The 17695-nt window shown below is 45.5% G+C and carries 16 protein-coding genes and 1 tRNA gene; 12 read left to right on the top strand and 5 right to left on the bottom strand.

Going from position 1 to position 17695, the window contains the following annotated elements:
- Positions 1 to 28: 28 nt before the first annotated feature.
- Both QWZ07_RS23350 and orn read right to left on the bottom strand, forming a co-directional pair.
- Positions 29 to 104: transfer RNA gene (locus tag QWZ07_RS23350), tRNA-Gly, on the bottom strand.
- A gap of 180 nt (positions 105 to 284) precedes the next feature.
- Positions 285 to 830: an oligoribonuclease gene (gene orn, locus QWZ07_RS23345; RefSeq protein WP_017107429.1), complete on the bottom strand. Its 546-nt coding sequence runs from the start codon at positions 828 to 830 to the stop codon at positions 285 to 287.
- Positions 831 to 979: 149 nt separating this feature from the next.
- On the opposite strand from orn, the gene rsgA reads away from it, so the two are divergent.
- The 5 genes from rsgA (at position 980) to QWZ07_RS23320 (ending at position 8019) form a co-directional block, all read left to right on the top strand.
- The gene (rsgA, locus tag QWZ07_RS23340; protein WP_017107428.1) at positions 980 to 2035 is read left to right on the top strand and encodes a small ribosomal subunit biogenesis GTPase RsgA; all 1056 of its coding nucleotides are present in this window, start codon (positions 980 to 982) and stop codon (positions 2033 to 2035) included.
- Between the two features lie 125 nt (positions 2036 to 2160).
- Positions 2161 to 3072 carry an archaetidylserine decarboxylase gene (asd, locus tag QWZ07_RS23335; RefSeq protein WP_102485578.1) on the top strand — a complete coding sequence of 304 codons (912 nt, stop codon included), beginning with the start codon at positions 2161 to 2163 and terminating at the stop codon, positions 3070 to 3072.
- 295 nt (positions 3073 to 3367) lie between these two features.
- Entirely contained in the window at positions 3368 to 4783 is a 1416-nt protein-coding gene (locus QWZ07_RS23330; RefSeq protein WP_029225941.1) for an SLC13 family permease, read from the top strand.
- A gap of 296 nt (positions 4784 to 5079) precedes the next feature.
- On the top strand, positions 5080 to 6960 hold the full coding sequence (locus QWZ07_RS23325) for a methyl-accepting chemotaxis protein (RefSeq protein WP_017108662.1): 1881 nt from the start codon (positions 5080 to 5082) through the stop codon (positions 6958 to 6960).
- 171 nt (positions 6961 to 7131) lie between these two features.
- Complete coding sequence (locus QWZ07_RS23320) at positions 7132 to 8019, top strand: DMT family transporter (RefSeq protein WP_192853317.1); 888 nt, start codon at positions 7132 to 7134, stop codon at positions 8017 to 8019.
- A 99-nt stretch (positions 8020 to 8118) separates the two neighbouring features.
- On the opposite strand, the gene epmA is transcribed toward QWZ07_RS23320, so the two are convergent.
- A complete protein-coding gene (gene epmA / locus QWZ07_RS23315; protein WP_192853316.1) occupies positions 8119 to 9090 on the bottom strand; it encodes an elongation factor P--(R)-beta-lysine ligase in 972 nt (323 codons plus the stop codon).
- 446 nt (positions 9091 to 9536) lie between these two features.
- Between epmA and frdA the strand changes: the two genes are divergently transcribed.
- Genes frdA through frdD form a run of 4 tightly spaced genes read left to right on the top strand, consistent with a single transcriptional unit; the run spans position 9537 to position 12898 of the window.
- Entirely contained in the window at positions 9537 to 11360 is a 1824-nt protein-coding gene (frdA, locus tag QWZ07_RS23310) for a fumarate reductase (quinol) flavoprotein subunit (protein ID WP_017108666.1), read from the top strand.
- Positions 11360 to 12124: a succinate dehydrogenase/fumarate reductase iron-sulfur subunit gene (locus QWZ07_RS23305; RefSeq protein ID WP_009847917.1), complete on the top strand. Its 765-nt coding sequence runs from the start codon at positions 11360 to 11362 to the stop codon at positions 12122 to 12124. Before frdA ends, QWZ07_RS23305 begins: the two co-directional genes overlap by 1 nt.
- Before the next feature lies 1 nt (position 12125).
- Positions 12126 to 12509: a fumarate reductase subunit FrdC gene (gene frdC / locus QWZ07_RS23300; RefSeq protein ID WP_061019340.1), complete on the top strand. Its 384-nt coding sequence runs from the start codon at positions 12126 to 12128 to the stop codon at positions 12507 to 12509.
- Between the two features lie 11 nt (positions 12510 to 12520).
- Positions 12521 to 12898 (top strand): fumarate reductase subunit FrdD, encoded by a 378-nt coding sequence (gene frdD, locus QWZ07_RS23295; RefSeq protein ID WP_102248960.1) that lies wholly within the window; start codon positions 12521 to 12523, stop codon positions 12896 to 12898.
- 325 nt (positions 12899 to 13223) lie between these two features.
- On the opposite strand, the gene efp is transcribed toward frdD, so the two are convergent.
- Entirely contained in the window at positions 13224 to 13790 is a 567-nt protein-coding gene (efp, locus tag QWZ07_RS23290) for an elongation factor P (RefSeq protein WP_009847919.1), read from the bottom strand.
- Positions 13791 to 13823: 33 nt separating this feature from the next.
- Between efp and epmB the strand changes: the two genes are divergently transcribed.
- The 3 genes from epmB (at position 13824) to QWZ07_RS23275 (ending at position 15980) form a co-directional block, all read left to right on the top strand.
- Positions 13824 to 14846: an EF-P beta-lysylation protein EpmB gene (epmB, locus tag QWZ07_RS23285; RefSeq protein WP_192853315.1), complete on the top strand. Its 1023-nt coding sequence runs from the start codon at positions 13824 to 13826 to the stop codon at positions 14844 to 14846.
- A gap of 13 nt (positions 14847 to 14859) precedes the next feature.
- Positions 14860 to 15387 carry a prepilin-type N-terminal cleavage/methylation domain-containing protein gene (locus QWZ07_RS23280; RefSeq protein WP_192853314.1) on the top strand — a complete coding sequence of 176 codons (528 nt, stop codon included), beginning with the start codon at positions 14860 to 14862 and terminating at the stop codon, positions 15385 to 15387.
- A 104-nt stretch (positions 15388 to 15491) separates the two neighbouring features.
- Positions 15492 to 15980, top strand: coding sequence for an MgtC/SapB family protein (locus QWZ07_RS23275; protein WP_017108670.1), 489 nt, complete (start codon positions 15492 to 15494; stop codon positions 15978 to 15980).
- 121 nt (positions 15981 to 16101) lie between these two features.
- Here the strand turns inward: QWZ07_RS23275 and QWZ07_RS23270 are convergent, their stop codons facing one another.
- Positions 16102 to 17586, bottom strand: coding sequence for a sensor domain-containing diguanylate cyclase (locus QWZ07_RS23270; protein ID WP_192853313.1), 1485 nt, complete (start codon positions 17584 to 17586; stop codon positions 16102 to 16104).
- Positions 17587 to 17695: the final 109 nt, after the last annotated feature.

Below are 17695 nucleotides of genomic sequence, written 5' to 3'. Positions count from 1 at the left end.
GAAACTGTTCTCTAAAAAAGAGAGAATTTGGAGCGATACATCGGGTTCGAACCGATGACCTCAACCTTGGCAAGGTTGCGCTCTACCAACTGAGCTAGTATCGCAATCTGAAAACGTCTTTCGCCGTTCAGGGCTGCGAATTATAAGAGCATTTTTTTGTGATGCAAGTCCTTAATGCAAAAATCAGCAAGTTTTTACTCAACTGCTGAAAAAGCACACAAATTTGCAAAAAAAATGCCCTGTATGTACCTGAAAAGTTAGATAAACGTGATCATTCAATCAGATTAGATGCTAATGATTGTTTTTCGGTAGTACTGTAGCTCTGCAATCGACTCTCGAATATCGTCTAATGCAAGGTGGCTTCCTGATTTAGAAAAACCATCGAGTACTTCAGGTTTCCAACGACGCGCAAGCTCTTTCAAAGTGCTTACGTCGACATAGCGGTAGTGGAAGTACTCTTCCAACTCTGGCATGTGCTTGTATAGGAAACGGCGATCTTGGCCAATGCTGTTACCACAAATAGGCGATTTACCTTTCGGTACCCACTTTTCAAGAAACTCAATCGTTTGTTTGATTGCGTCTTGCTCTGAAACGGTGCTTTCTTGAATTCTCTTTACTAAACCGCTGCCAGTATGAGTCGTCGTACACCACTCATCCATCTTATCCAGTTCACTCTGAGGTTGGTGAATGGCCAAAACAGGCCCTTCAGCCAGAATGTTGAGCTCACTATCTGTAACGATAGAAGCAATTTCAATAATTTTATGAGTTTCAGGATCAAGTCCTGTCATCTCTAGATCAACCCAAATAAGGTTCTGATCGCTAAAGGACATAAGGCGTCGCCTATTTGTTTATGTGTAAAAGAGGTACTATACCCAAATAACTATACTCAAACTAGCTTTAGGGCCATCGAAATCAGTGGCACCAATAACATCCTGTTTGAGTCCTCAATCATCAAGTTAGATGTGTTAAGTGAAAAATTGTGGCTAAAAAAAAGAAGTTAACCAAAGGTCAGGTACGTCGCGTACGTAGCAACCAGAACAAGCGACTCAAGAAAGAAGATTCTATCCAGTGGGATGAGAACATGCTTGGCGGAACAAAAAGCGGACTCGTGATTACGCGCTTTGGTCAACATGCTGATATCGAAGATCTTGAAACCAACGAAGTTCACCGTTGTAACTTACGTCGTAGTATCGAAACGTTAGTTTCCGGAGACAAAGTAACTTGGCGCGCAGGGCTTGAATCAATGGCTGGCATCTCTGGTGTTGTCGAAGCCGTTGAGCCTAGAACATCAATGCTAACTCGTCCTGACTACTATGACGGCCTAAAACCGGTTGCCGCAAACGTAGACCAAATGGTTATCGTTTCAGCTGTACTACCAGAGCTATCACTTAATATCATCGACCGTTACTTGATCGCCTCTGAAACGGTGAATATTGCTCCTTTAGTTGTACTCAATAAAGTCGACTTGCTGACAGAGCAACAAATTAGCGAATACCGCGAAACACTGAAGATATACGAGAAAATCGGCTATAAAGTCATGTTCGTGAGTAAAGAGTCGGGTTACGGCATCAAAGAGTTAGAAGCTGAACTGAAAGATCGTATCAACATTTTCGTTGGTCAATCTGGCGTAGGTAAATCCAGCGTAGTGAATGCACTGATGCCAACACTGGACATTGAAGAAGGTGCAGTTTCTGAAAACTCAGGGCTGGGTCAACACACCACCACAGCAGCGCGTTTGTATCACTTCCCTTCTGGTGGTGATCTTATCGATTCCCCTGGGGTACGTGAATTCGGCCTATGGCATTTAGAACCCGATGAAGTCACAGATGCTTTCATTGAATTCAAGCCATACCTAGGTGGCTGTAAGTTCCGCGATTGTAAACACAATGACGACCCAGGATGTCTTCTGCGTGAAGCCGTTGAAGACGGAAAAATTAGCCGCTTACGCTTTGCTAGCTACCACCGTATTATTGAAACAATGGCTGACAACAAAGATAACCGTCAGTACTCACGAAGCAAGAAAGCCGATCTCTAATCGCGTTTTTGTGAACAAATGTGTGCATTTACTGACAATTGGCGCGAATTTAAGTAACATCTCGCGCCCTAAACCGTCATCGACAGATTTAATTGAAAAACAATTAGCATTGGAAAATTAATACAATGGATAAGATTAAAGTTGGATTGCAGTACTGGATCCCACAACATGGCCTGACTCGTTTAGTTGGTAAACTGGCGTCTGCTAAAGCGGGTGGTTTAACGACAGCGATCATCAACTGGTTCATCAAGCAATACAAAGTAAACATGGATGAAGCTCTGCATAGCGATCCAAAACACTTTAAAACATTCAATGAATTCTTCGTACGTGAATTGAAAGAAGGCATGCGCCCTATCGCAGAAGGTGACTCTGTTATTGTTCACCCTGCTGATGCTCGCGTAAGCCAATTTGGCCCAATTACTGATGGTCAACTGATTCAAGCTAAAAACCATAACTACTCAGCTCGTGAGCTATTGGGTGGTGATGCTGCTCTAGCCGATGAATTTAAAGACGGCGAATTCGCAACGCTTTACTTGTCGCCAAGTGATTATCACCGCGTGCACATGCCATGCGATGGCACACTGCGTCAGATGATCTACGTTCCAGGAGACCTTTTCTCAGTAAACCCGCTAACGGCAGAGAACGTTCCAAACCTATTCGCACGTAACGAGCGTGTGGTTTGTATCTTTGATACTGAATTTGGCCCAATGGCACAAGTGCTGGTTGGTGCAACTATCGTAGGTAGCATCGAGCAAGTATGGGCTGGCACCATCACGCCACCTCGCGGTAACTCAGTTTACAAGTGGGATTACCCGGCACAAGGTGATAAATCTATCATCTTGAAGAAAGGCGAAGAGATGGGTCGCTTCAAGCTTGGTTCAACGGTTATCAACCTATTTGCTAAAGATGCAATCAAGTTTGACGAAACGATGCAGAATGGTGAGAAGACCGTTCTAGGCACCCCTTTCGCGCACATTGCGGGTAAAGAAGTTGAGACTGAAGCTGTTGATTCAGCAGAGAACACTGACCAAGCTTAACGGTTTGAGTTAGCTCATTTAGTTTTAAAGGCGCGTTATTTTTCTATATTTAGAGAAGAACGCGCCTTTTTCTTATCTAGCTCCAGACACTTCCCTCCAAGATTTCAACAAGTCTAACTACCGACAACCTTACTCCCAACGAGCAGGACGTCGAATTGCCCAGACAAAAGATTGACCAAAAACAAAACAACTGTCGAAACCTTAAACAACTTTTCGATTTTACAACCCGTCTCCAAGTACCAAAAATCCAGATAACTTACTCTATTTGAAGATATTTTTTATAGGGTCTTTGTACATGCCTAAACTCAATATTGGCGTTCTGGTCAAGCTGTTGATTTGTTTTGCGATTCCCTTAGGCGTGTTATTCATGCCGATAGATTCAATACCAATCGATGATCTCACGCTGATTCAACACCGCTTACTGGCCATATTCCTCTTAGCTGCACTGCTTTGGGTACTAGAGCCCGTTCCGGTATTCGCCACCTCAATTCTGATCATTGCACTTGAACTGGTGATGATCTCCGACAAAGGCCTACACTTATTTAGAAATCCACCAGCGGGACACGATCTCGGTGAGTTAATCAAATATACCGACATCTTCGGTGCATTTTCGTCACCAATCATCATCCTTTTCATGGGTGGTTTTGCTCTCGCCATCTCCGCATCTAAGTACGAACTCGACAACAACCTAGCTCGAGTGCTGCTTAAGCCGTTTGGCACAGAGCCGCGCTTCATCATGCTCGGTTTAATGCTGATCACTGCAGTGTTCTCGATGTTCATGTCGAATACCGCCACAACGGTAATGATGCTTGCGCTGCTAGGTCCGATCGTAGCCTCTGCGCCAAAAGGCGACATGGGGATTAAAGCGCTCGTGTTATGTATTCCAATTGCTGCCAATACTGGCGGTATCGCGACACCAATCGGTACGCCACCCAATGCGATCGCACTGCAATACCTAACTGGCGAGAACAGTATCGACTTCCTTAGCTGGATGATGATGGGCTTACCCTTTGTGATCATCCAACTGACCATCGCTTGGTTCCTTCTACAAAAACTCTTCCCTTCTAAAGAAAGAAACATGGTTCTCAAGCTTGATGGTCAATTTAGAAAAAGTTGGAGAGCGATTGTCGTTTACGTCACCTTCGCTGCCACTATCCTGTTGTGGATGACCACCAAACTGCACGGCATGAACACTTATGTGGTCTCGATCATTCCACTGGCGGTGTTCACTCTGACCGGCATCATGGGCAAAGAAGAGCTCAAGCTGATTAACTGGGATGTGTTGTGGTTAGTCGCGGGTGGTATTGCGATTGGTATTGGCTTAGACAAAACAGGACTAGCTGCCGCATTAGCGCACGCGATTGATTATGAATCGCTCTCTCCTGCTGCTGTGGTACTAACTCTATCTATCGTGTGTTGGTTAATGGCGAACTTCATGTCGAACACCGCGACTGCCAACTTGTTGATGCCGATAGCCGCTGCAATTGGCGCGTCCATGGAAAGTTTGGTCGCGATTGGCGGCTTACAAGGCTTGTTAGTTGTGGTCGCCTTCTCCGCATCACTCGGTATGATTCTTCCAGTATCGACACCACCCAACTCACTGGCTTACTCAACTGGCCTCATCGAAAGCAAAGACATGGCGAAGATGGGCATCATCTTAGGTATTGTCGGCTTGTTAATGGTCTACCTCGCGTTGTTCATCATCACCTAATAGACGTTCAACGATCACTTTTATTCCGACTAAGGCGCTAAATGTAAATTTAGCGCCTATTAACGCTATCTCACGCACAATGACCACAACAAGTGATTGAAATTTAACTCAATAAATAACTGTGACTTTACTTCACTGTTTTACAAAAATCAGAGTAAATATATTTAGAATTTATGATTTTAAACACATTCATTCTGCCTAAGACAACGGCAATATACCCCCATAAGAAACACACCACTTCAATATCAAGTACGTCACCGTAGTTAGGTTTTTGTCTAATAAGAGAGGAATGGACCTTGAGACATACTATTAAGTTTAAAATTCAGATCGCAATTGCGGTCATTATTGCCGTCGTAAGTGGCGCTCAAGCTTGGATATCGGTCAATCAGCTAACTCAAGAGACTGAAGTCGCGATCAACCAAGAAATGAAAAATGTCAGTGTTGGCACCACCAATTACATTGCCGATTGGCTCTCTATCCGCAGCGATATGATGCTTGCCAATGAATCGACTATTTCAAGCAATAGTAACTCTGATCGCGAGTTATTGATCACCAAACAAGCCGGGCAATTCCTATCTGTTTATGCAGGATTCAGCGATGGCACTATCGCCTATGGCGACAAAGGTGAAGATTGGCCAGCAGGCTATGACCCACGCACTCGCCCTTGGTATAAGGACGCCAACGCAACATCAGACCTCATCATTACCGAACCTTATCAAGACTTTGACGGCAGCATTGTCATCAGCTTTGCGAAAGCATTCAGTGGCGATAGACAAGGTGTTCTCGCGGCCGATCTAACCGTAACCAGCATTATTGATACCGTGCTCAATGTAAAACTGGATAACGATGGCTTTGCGTTTTTAGTCGATGGCAACAACAACATCGTTGCCTACAGTGATGAAGAACTGAGTCAAAAACCATTGACCAGTTTGAATCCAGAGCTAACAACCAACAAGGTTTCACAACTACTCCAAGACCAGATGATCACCACTCTCACTTGGCCTGGTCAAGGCGATAAGCTGGTCTATATTGCCAATGTTCCGAATACCGATTGGTCGCTAGGCATTGTTATCGATAAAGAGATGGCGTTTTCTGCAGTATCCGATGCCATTCAATTCATCACGCTGACCTCTTTGGTTTTGTACATCATCATTTCAATTGCGAGCACAATGGTGATCAACCGCCTGCTTTCTCCATTACAAACACTGTCTACAGCGCTGACTCAATTGGCTCAAGGCAGAGGCGATCTCACTCAGCGTATTGATATCACACGTATGGATGAGATTGGTAAACTTGCCGAGCTTGTGAACCAGTTCTTAAGCCAAATGCAAAGCATGTTGAAGGGCGTGATAGAACACAGCCACGATCTCAACAATCATGCAGAGAAAGCCAATCAGCTGGCGACCCAATCTTCGATTAGCGTTGAGAATCAACAAAACGATATCAACCAAATTGCGACCGCGATTCATGAGATGTCCGCCACCGCAGCCGAAGTGGCTAGCCATGCCGAATTAACGGCATCCGCTTCTCAGGCATCCGCTACCGCTTGTAACGAAGGCCAAGAGGTAATCCAACAAAACCGCGATGCGATTACTGGCCTAGCAACACAAGTTGAAGATGCAGCCAATGTTATTCGTGAATTAGAGAGCAATGCTCAAAGCATTAACCAGATCCTCTCCACCATTCAAGGCATTGCCGAACAGACCAACCTGTTGGCATTAAATGCTGCGATTGAAGCCGCTCGAGCAGGTGAACAAGGTCGTGGATTTGCGGTTGTGGCCGATGAAGTGCGCGTGTTAAGTCAGAGAACGCATGGCTCGACCGAAGAAATTCGCGTGATGATTGATACGCTGCAGAAAAATACCGAACATGCTGTTGAAAGCATGACCACCAGCACTCAACTGGCAGAGAACAGTGTTGGCTTCGCTGAGCAAGCCCATGGCAGCCTGACTAAAATCACGCAAGCGATCACTGAAATCAACGACATGGCGCTGCAAATAGCCAGCGCTGCAGAAGAGCAACGCGCGGTGAGCGAAGACATCAGCCGTAATACGCAAGGAATCAAAGATGCCTCTGACGATTTGGCACAACAGGCGGAAAGCAGTCGCAATAGCTCAAATGAAATGAGCAGCGCTGCTGAATCGATGCGCCAAGATGTGGAACGCTTTAAAGTATAAAGCCTCGCTAGTCAGACAAGCGAAACGGATAACCGGAACAAAACAGTAACTGAGGATCAAGGCGGTAACTGAGCAGCAAAGCGGTGCTTTTATTAAGAATCACTTTGTTCTCGGTTCGGTTTGATGCATATTGATGAGCTAATTTATCCCAGACACAAGGATGTTATTCAGATGGGATTCGAATGGTTGGCTCTTGCTGCCGCTTTTCTTTGGGCGATTGCGAGCCTAATGTCAGTAAAGCCTGCTCAACACTTAGGTTCTTTCGCCTATAGTCGTTGGAGAATGGGTTGTACCGCGATCATCTTATCGAGCATGGCTTGGTTTACTGGTGGTTGGTCAAGTGTGGAAGCCGATCTGGTGACGCCTATGATGCTGTCAGGCCTGATTGGTATCTTCATTGGTGATACTGCCCTATTTGCTTGTTTGAATCGCATGGGACCGCGCCAAGCTGGCTTACTGTTCTCTTGCCATGCCGTGTTCTCGGCGATTCTCGGTTATTTCCTGTTTAGCGAAAGCATGACTTCGGTGGAGCTGATCGGTTCTGCATTGGTATTTAGTGGTGTATTAACTGCGATATTCTTTGGCCGTCGAGGGCAATCGAATAACCAACTTGAAACCATCAAAGGCACAGTGTGGATTGGTGTTGCTCTGGGAATCACAGCGGCGATTTGCCAAGCATTGGGCGGCATTATTGCCAAACCCGTGATGCAAACCAGCATTGACCCAATAGCCGCCTCAGCCATTCGAATGATCACCGCCTTTGTGGCTCACTCACTGTTTCGCTTAACGGGCGCTAAACTTTCACGCGCACTTAACCCAATGAATAAGCAGATATTCGCGATTACCGCAGTTAACGGCTTTTTAGCAATGGCGGTGGGAATGACGCTGATCTTGTATGCGTTGCAGGAAGGCAATGTCGGCATGGTCGCTCTGTTATCTTCAACCACGCCAATCATGTTGTTACCAATACTCTGGCTTTATACCAAGCAGAGACCAAATTCCTACGCTTGGATAGGTGCCATTGTTGCTGTGTTGGGCACCGGTATCTTGGTCAGCTAGCTAGTGAAGTAAACTGGAAGCTGATTGGAAACTGAGAGTTAATAGTTAACCGTGAATAGCTAAGGACCACTAACTCTCAGTAAAAACAAAAGCAATAAACTAAGAACGCGGAAACGGGAAAGCCATCACATCATCAATATGGTCATAACCTAACGCTAGCATGATCAGACGGTCGATACCTAAAGCAACACCGGCACAGTCTGGTAAGCCCGCTTTTAATGCCTCAATCAAATGATGATCAATCGGTTGAGGTGATAATCCCATCTCAATACGCTTGGCATTATCATCTTCAAAACGCTGCAGTTGTTCTTGTGGTTTATCTAACTCATGAAAGCCGTTAGCTAGCTCGATACCTTTGAAATACACCTCAAAGCGATCGGCGACCCGTGAATCGTTTGGATTGATCTTGGCTAACGCCGCTTGTGATGCTGGGAAGTCATACACAAACGCAGGCACCTGCTGGCCTATTTTCGCCTCAACACCAATACTAAACAGGAGTTGCAATAAGGTATCGCGATCTTGTTCTGGATCTGCAATGTCTCTGAGCCCTAGTTTCGCGGCAGCCTGCTTTAAGGTATCCATCGAATCTTCTAATGGACACACACCCAGTACATCAATAAAGGCTTGCTGGTAAGTCATTCGCTCCGCAACACCGGATTTTAGAGCCTGCTGTAACAGCAAATCCATTTCATCCATCAGGTCATGATGATCAAATCCAACGCGATACCACTCCAACATGGTGAACTCAGGGTTATGGTAACGGCCGTTTTCTTCATTACGAAAAGACTTACAAATTTGGTAAATACAGCCACTGCCCGCCGCTAACAGCCGTTTCATATGAAACTCTGGGCTCGTCATAAAGAACAATGGCTGGCCGTGCGCATAACCCGGCCCTACGAATTCAGTTTTGAACGTATGCAAATGCACATCCGTCACCGTGGCATGACTCATGGCTGGTGTATCCACTTCCAACACGTTTCGCTCTGTAAAGAACTGGCGAATTTGATTAAGGATATCAGCACGTTGCTTTAACTGCTTAATGGTTGCGGCGGGTTGCCATGTGGAGTGCATTATCAAGTTCCATATCACTGAATTCTAGGCGACGAAAATTACCACCTTTCGTCTCTTTTGTAAGCATCTATCTGTCTATTGATGAAAGCAAAATGTTGTTTTAATGAAGCCAGAAAATTACGTTCTACAATACAATTATCAATACAGCTTCCGCATCAACATTGATAACGAAAATCATACTCAACAAGCCGTTAACACCAGTCCTGTGGGTTAATCGTTATCAACAATTGATTGCCGTGATTGCAGTCACATAACCTATAAATTCTATGCCTCCATATGCATTACTGGAGCAAAAACCTAAATACATCAATTTTTGAAACGCCCTCCTCTCTTACACTGAACCTACCACTTAAGGCTTAGGGGTGATGATCGGTTGATGCCGTTTACTGCTCTCTAACTTTTTATAATAACAAGCGGAATACTCCGCATCACACTGGAGAATAACTGTGAAGACAATTACCACAGATATCGCAGTCATCGGCGCAGGCGGCGCTGGTCTTCGTACAGCTATCGCTGCGGCTGAAGCTAATCCTGAATTGGAAGTAGCACTGATTTCTAAAGTTTACCCAATGCGTTCGCACACGGTAGCGGCAGAAGGCGGTTCAGCAGCAGTAATTAAAGACGAAGATAGCCTAGATAACCACTTCAACGATACTGTTGGCGGTGGCGACTGGCTATGTGAACAGGATGTTGTTGAATACTTTGTTGAAAACTCGACTCGCGAAATGATCCAAATGGAACAATGGGGCTGCCCATGGAGTCGTAAAGAAAACGGTGAAGTAAACGTACGCCGATTCGGCGGTATGAAGGTAGAAAGAACGTGGTTCGCAGCGGATAAAACCGGCTTCCACATGCTTCATACTCTGTTCCAGACTTCGATGAAGTACGACACAATCAAACGATTTGATGAGTACTTTGTGGTGGATTTGATCGTTGAAGATGGCGAAGTACAAGGCCTAATCGCGATTCATATGTCTGAAGGTGAGCTTGTTACGATTAAAGCGAAATCTGTTGTGTTAGCAACCGGTGGCGCAGGTCGTGTTTACCACTGTAATACCAACGGCGGCATCGTAACTGGCGACGGTATGGCAATGGCTTATCGCCACGGTGTACCACTGCGTGACATGGAGTTCGTTCAATACCACCCAACAGGCCTACCGGGCACTGGCATCTTGATGACCGAAGGTTGTCGTGGTGAAGGCGGTATCATCGTCAACAAGAACGGCTACCGTTACCTGCAAGATTACGGCATGGGCCCTGAAACTCCAGTGGGCGAGCCGAAAAACAAATACATGGAACTGGGTCCTCGTGACAAAGTTTCTCAAGCATTCTGGCACGAGCAGCAGAAAGGCAACACCATCAAGCACCCACTTGGTGATGTAGTACACCTTGACCTTCGCCACCTTGGTGAAGAGTACCTGCAAGAACGTCTACCGTTCATCTGTGAGCTTGCAAAAGCGTACGTAAACGTTGACCCAGCAAAAGAGCCAATCCCAATTCGTCCAACCGTTCACTACACCATGGGTGGTATTGAAACTAACGGTACGTGTGAAACTCGCATTAAAGGCCTATTCGCCGTTGGTGAATGTGCTTCAGTTGGCCTACACGGTGCAAACCGCCTAGGTTCTAACTCTCTGGCTGAGTTCGTGGTATTTGGCCGCGTAGCCGGTGAGCAAGCCGTGAAACGCGCTGCTGAATTCAAAGGCTGGAATGAAGACGCCATCGCTAAGCAAATTAAAGCGGTTGAAGATCGCATCGCAGGCATCTTAGCTCAAGAAGGCGATGAGAACTGGGCTGACATCCGCACTGAAATGGGTCACACCATGGAAGCGGGTTGTGGTATCTACCGTCAAGAAGACTTGATGCAAGAAACCATCAACAAAATCACAGAACTGAAAGCTCGCTACAAGAAGATCAGCATTAAAGACAAAGGCAAAGTGTTCAACACTGACCTACTTTACGCTATCGAAGTAGGTTACGGCCTTGAAGTTGCCGAAGCGATGGTTCACTCAGCGATCCTTCGTAAGGAATCTCGCGGTGCACACCAACGTCTAGACGACAACTGCACAGAACGTGATGATGTGAACTTCCTGAAACACTCTCTCTCTTTCTACAACGAAGATGCAGCACCAACCATCGACTACAGCGGCGTTAAGATTACTAAATCTCAACCTAAAGCTCGTCTATACGGTGAAGCAGCCGAGAAAGCCGCTGCCGCTGAAAAAGCAGCAGAAGAGAATGCGAAGAAGAGCGAAGAGGAGCAAGCATAATGTCAGCGAATCGAATCCAAAAAATTGAAATTCTGCGTTATGACCCTGAGCACGATGCAGAACCTCACTTTCAAACCTTTGAAGTTCCGTTTGATGAAACCATGTCAGTACTTGATGCGATCGGTTACATCAAAGATAACCTAGATAAAGACCTGTCTTACCGTTGGTCTTGTCGTATGGCGATTTGTGGTTCTTGCGGCATCATGGTTGATGGCGTGCCAAAACTGGCGTGTAAGAGCTTCTTACGTGATTACCCGAATGGCTTCAAGATTGAGCCTTTGGCTAACTTCCCAATCGAGAAAGATTTGATTGTCGACATGACGCCGTTCATCGAGCGCCTTGAAGCAATCAAGCCTTACATCATCGGTAATGATCGCAAGCCAGAAGACGGCACTAACATCCAAACTCCAGAGCAAATGGCGAAGTACAAACAGTTCGCTGGCTGCATCAACTGTGGTTTGTGTTACGCAGCGTGTCCTCAGTTTGGTCTAAACCCTGAGTTCATTGGCCCTGCGGCACTTGCTCTTGCTCACCGCTACAACCTAGATAGCCGTGACAATGGTAAAGCTGAACGTATGAAGCTTATCAATGGCGACAACGGCGCTTGGGGCTGTACGTTTGTAGGTTACTGTTCTGACGTATGTCCGAAGAAAGTAGACCCAGCAGCGGCAGTTAACCAAGGCAAAGTTGAGTCTTCAATGGACTTCGTTATCTCGATGTTCAAGCCTGATGGATCGCAAGTAAAAACAGCAGAGGAGGCATAATATGAGCAATCGTAAGCCTTATGTTCGTGAGATGAAGAGAACGTGGTGGAGCAACCATCCGTTCTACCGCTTCTACATGCTACGTGAAGCGACTGTACTGCCTTTGATTCTATTCACTCTGTTCCTAACCTTTGGTTTGGGTGCACTAGTGAAAGGTCCTGAAGCTTGGGCTGGTTGGTTGAGCTTTATGGCTAACCCTATCGTTGTTGGTATCAACATCGTGGCACTGCTAGGCAGCTTACTGCACGCTCAGACCTTCTTCAGCATGATGCCTCAAGTAATGCCAATCCGTCTTAAAGGTAAATTGGTAGATAAAAGAATCATCGTACTGACCCAGTGGGCAGCGGTGGCATTTATTTCTTTAATCGTTCTGATGGTGGTGTAAGGAGCTTCGTTATGAACACAAATTACAATGTTAACCACAATCCGCAACGTTCTGATGAGCCAATCTGGTGGGGCCTATTCGGCGCTGGCGGTACTTGGTTCGCGATGATCACACCAATCACTATCTTAGTGCTGGGTATCTTAGTGCCAATGGGCATTATTGATGCAGATGCAATGAGCTACGAGCGTGTCTCTGAATTCGCCACCAGCATTATCGGTGCGCTATTCATCATCGGTACGCTAGCACTGCCAATGTGGCACGCAATGCACCGCCTTCACCACGGCATGCACGACCTTAAGTTCCACGTCGGCGTTGCAGGTAAAGTGGGGTGCTACTTCGTTGCCGGCCTAATCAGCGCATTGTCTGTTATCTTTATCTTCATGATTTAACAGTTAAGAGCAGATTCGGGATTCGAGTAAACGAGTATCGAAGAGCTTAAGAGCAGAAAAACAAAAGCAGAGCTAGGTTATCCAGCTCTGCTTTTTTATTGTTTGTCGAATATCACACATCTAGCTCACTCACTCTTGCTCTTCCTGCTTTTCGTATCCCGTATCTCGCTTACTCTAATCTGCCCTTACCGCTCTTCGTATCTCGCATCCCGTATACTCGCATCTGCCCTTCTGCTTTTCCTGATCGCCAGATACAAAAAAGGCCGCTCACAAGCGACCTTTTCTATTTCACTGAGCCATCCTAAACAAGATGGGTACAATCAAATTATTTTACACGACCAACGTATTCGCCAGTACGAGTATCAACTTTAACAACTTCACCGATAGCGATGAATAGAGGAACACGAACTACCGCGCCAGTTGCTAGAGTTGCAGGTTTACCACCCGTACCCTGTGTATCGCCTTTCAGGCCAGGATCAGTTTCAGTTACTTCGATCTCAACAAAGTTTGGCGGAGTAACAGTGATAGGGTTATCATTCCACAACGTTAGAGTACAAACGTCATTTTCAACTAACCATTTTGCTGAATCAGCGACTGCTTTTACGTCTGCTGCGATTTGCTCAAATGTTTCGTTGTTCATGAAGTGGTAGAATTCGCCATCGTTGTATAGGTAGCCTAGTTCAACGTCAACAACATCTGCAAGCTCGAAGCTTTCGCCTGACTTGAATGTTTTCTCTAACACTTTGCCTGACAGCAGTTTACGAAGTTTTACACGGTTAAACGCTTGGCCTTTACCTGGCTTAACGTATTCATTGTCGATAATTGCGCAAGGCTCGTTATCTAACATGAATTTTAAACCGCCTTTGAATTCATTGGTGCTTACTGACGCCATGATTTTCTCTTCCACATCTTTGAGTTAATTTCAATGCCGCATATCATAACCCGAAAAGTCGAATCTGTTGAGCAAAACTGGCTCAAACAACTATCGAATGCGATCTCTGACCCGACAAAACTGCTTGAAGCATTGGAAATAGACCCAACACCTTGGCAAGCAGGCTTCGCTGCTCGTGAGTTATTTGCACTTCGGGTACCTCTTAGCTTTGTCGAGCGAATGGAAAAAGGCAACCCTCACGATCCATTACTGCGTCAGGTATTACCTTTAAGCGAAGAGTTCGAAGTACACCAAGGTTATTCGGCTGATCCACTGGAAGAACAAGACAACGCGATCCCAGGGTTGCTGCATAAATATAAAAGTCGCGCGCTAATGATCGTAAAAGGCGGTTGCGCTATCAACTGTCGCTACTGCTTCCGCCGTCACTTCCCTTATCAAGACAACAAAGGCTCAAAGTCAGTTTGGCAATTCAGCTTAGAGTATGTAGCTCAACACCCTGAGATCAACGAAGTAATCTTGTCGGGAGGTGACCCACTGATGGCAAAGGACAGCGAACTAGATTGGCTGATCAATGCCATCGAACAGATTCCGCATGTGAAAACCGTTCGAATCCATAGCCGTTTACCGGTTGTAATCCCCGCTCGCGTGACTGACGAACTGTGCCAAACATTGGCTAATACTCGTCTAAACGTGGTGATGGTCAGCCATATTAATCATGCCAATGAAATCAACTTAGAGCTCAAACAAGCCTTCCATAAATTGAAACTAAGTGGTGCAACTCTGCTTAATCAAGGCGTGATGCTAAAAGGGGTCAATGATAGCGCTAACTCATTGAAAGAATTGAGTGAGAAGCTATTCGACGCCGGTGTTTTACCTTACTATATGCATGTGCTTGATAAAGTTCAGGGCGCCGCTCATTTCTATATTTCTGATGAAGAGGCCAAGTACCACTTCAAAGGTCTGATCTCTGAAGTTTCTGGCTACCTAGTACCAAAACTCACTCGCGAGATTGGCGGCCGCAGCAGCAAGACGCCACTCGATCTACACATTGAATAAAGAAGTTGTATCAATGAATCCCAATGCCTTAAGCGCTTGCTCACAATCACAGACTCAACAGAAAGGCTTCACCATTATCGAACTGGTTGTGGTCATCGTGATTCTGGGTATTGTTTCGGTGACTGCAGCTTCTAAGTTCCTCAACCTTCAAACCGATGCTCGCATCTCAACATTAAATGGCCTGAAGGGCGGAATGGAAGGTGCAAGTGCTATGCTTTATGGTAAGACATCAGCATTAGGCTTAGATAAAGCAGCTAGCGCATCCGTTAATGTTGAGGGCGACGATATCTCAGTCGTCTACGGCTACCCAGCAGCAATCAACAGCGACGCTTGGTCAATGCTCATCGAATCAACCTTTCTTGATGCTGAGTGGGGAGTCGGTAATGCAGATTGGTACTTTACGAACAGTAATGACAAAGATGGAAAAATTATCTACGCTCCAGCAAATCGTAAAAAGGTAGGGGATAACTGCTATCTTGAGTATCAAGAAGCGACCGAGACGACAACACCAGTATTCACTCTAACCACGACAGGCTGCTAGCGCTTCATCATTAGCACCAACCGTTAAGACAAAAATTTTTTGTTCGATCGTCCGGTCTATTATTAGCATACTCGGCTCTATTCTAAATTCTTAGGAGGGGTGATATGTCACAATTTATAGAACAAACTCTCAACCTTGCCCCCTTTAGCTGGGCAGGCCTTGCAGCATGCATGTTATGTGGTTCTTTAATCGGAATCGAAAGACAAACACGCGGTAAACCCGTCGGAATCCGAACGTCGATTCTGATCATCAGCGGTACCTATTTCTTCCTCACCATGGCGATTAGCCTATCCCCCAACACTCTCGATCAAGCTCGTGTGCTTGGCCAGATCATTACTGGGGTGGGTTTTCTTGGTGCCGGTGTAATGATGACATTGGATGGAAAGATTCATGGTGTCACGTCAGCGGCCATTATTTGGGTGTTGGCGGCGTTGGGGATGATGATTGCGTTAGGGCACCTTTCGCAGTCGGTCATTATCACGCTAATGGCTCTAGTGATTCTACTTGGGGTCGACAAGGTCGAGAACAGCTTCCAAAGTTTACGCCGTGGTGTTCACCAGAAATGGATGAACAAAGGGCGAATGAAAAAGTAACAACTCCCCCTCTTCATCAAATCAAATCAAATCAAATCAAAAAGCCTAGTTGGAAAACAACTAGGCTACTCGCTTGTTCACTTATTCGTTTAGAAACGTATTCCAAACCAAAGCACAACTCTTAGTAAACGTGAATCAGCACCTGATTCTTGCCCGAAGCTTTAGCCTTATAAAGCTGCTCGTCGGAAGCGCGAATACTCTGGTTTTCCCACAAGTGCCCGACACTATCGAACTTATACAACGAATAAAGCGTCGCTCCCCCTGAAACCGATATATCAATCTTGTCACCATTCGCACAACGGTAACTTTGTAAACTAATGTCGTTTTGTATGCGCTCAAAAATCGACGTAAGCAACTCCGATGATTCGCCAGTAATAGCCACGACAAACTCCTCCCCGCCAAATCTGGCGACAATATCTTGCTGTCTAATGCTGTTCATCATCAACTGAGCAACATGGCAAATTACTTCGTCTCCGACTTTGTGCCCATATTGATCATTCACCTTTTTAAAGTCGTCAATATCGAACACACCGAAGCCAATAATCGATGCTTCTTCTTGTGCTAACAATTTAGCTTCAAAGCCGCGTCGATTCATTAGCCCCGTCATGGGGTCAAGCATCGCTAAATCATTCAACCGCTTGTGCTCTTGTTTGACATATACACGCCACAGCCATAAAGATAAGATGAAATACAACACTAATAAGATGACAAGCTGGACTCTTTCCATCTCCAAAACATGTAGAAAGTGCTCGATCTTATCTTCTTCAATACTCAGGTATAGCTGGGTATTAATGCCATCAACATACAGAGGCTTGGAATAGGTAAAGTCCATAAACCCGTACTTGTTTACGCCTCGAGTACTCGTGACTTTATAGCCATGGGTAGGGTTCGATACTAGGTTAGAGACATAACCATCGACACCCAATACACCTTTAAACTTACCATTAACGTAGATGCCCTTGGTGAGAGTCACGACTTTCTTACCCGTTAAATAGTCATCGTATTGACCGGTGTACACCACTTGGTCTTGCCCTTGGCCTTGAGCTAAGCCAAAGCGAATCGTATTAATCCAATATGGTCGGCTATTTACGACAGAGTCGAACGTATCGCCTTTCATATATTGGGCAATATCGGAGGGGGAAGAGATAATAAACTTCTCTTTTGAAATAAAGTAGATCGCAGAGATGGTCTCTATGGTATTGGCGAAATAAGCCATGGTTGGCGCGATAAACAGACGCTTACCGGCTTCGGTATGAAGATCCGACTTAGGGTCGCACATCTCGCTAGGGCCAGAGAACATAAAGTCAAAGCGAGGGGCATGCTGCTCTTCACTGGTGAAATAGCACGTTTCATCTTCGATCTTTTTCTCATGCGAGAATACATAGGTATCCCCATGCAGTGGATAGAGCGCCGTAATGTTGTACTCAAGCGCATTTATGATCTGTGTGAGCTCCGCTAAAGAGCGTGTCACGCCTTGGTTTTCGATTCCATACTGTTTATCTGATTCTTCCGCTGAATCAACGAGCAACAAGCCCAAAACTACTAAAAAACTGGCGGTCAGACTTAAAAAAGCCTTTTTAAAATCGACGGTATGGGTATTAATCAAAGCATATAAATCATCGTTGGAAATTTATCGCACATTGTACTTATAAGTAAAAATACTGCAATAGCAAATATAAAACAGAATGCTTATTGAGTCATTTGAGATATGTGCG

Source organism: Vibrio lentus (genome assembly GCF_030409755.1).
Classification (GTDB): domain Bacteria; phylum Pseudomonadota; class Gammaproteobacteria; order Enterobacterales; family Vibrionaceae; genus Vibrio; species Vibrio lentus.
This window is presented reverse-complemented; position numbering and strand designations above follow the sequence as displayed.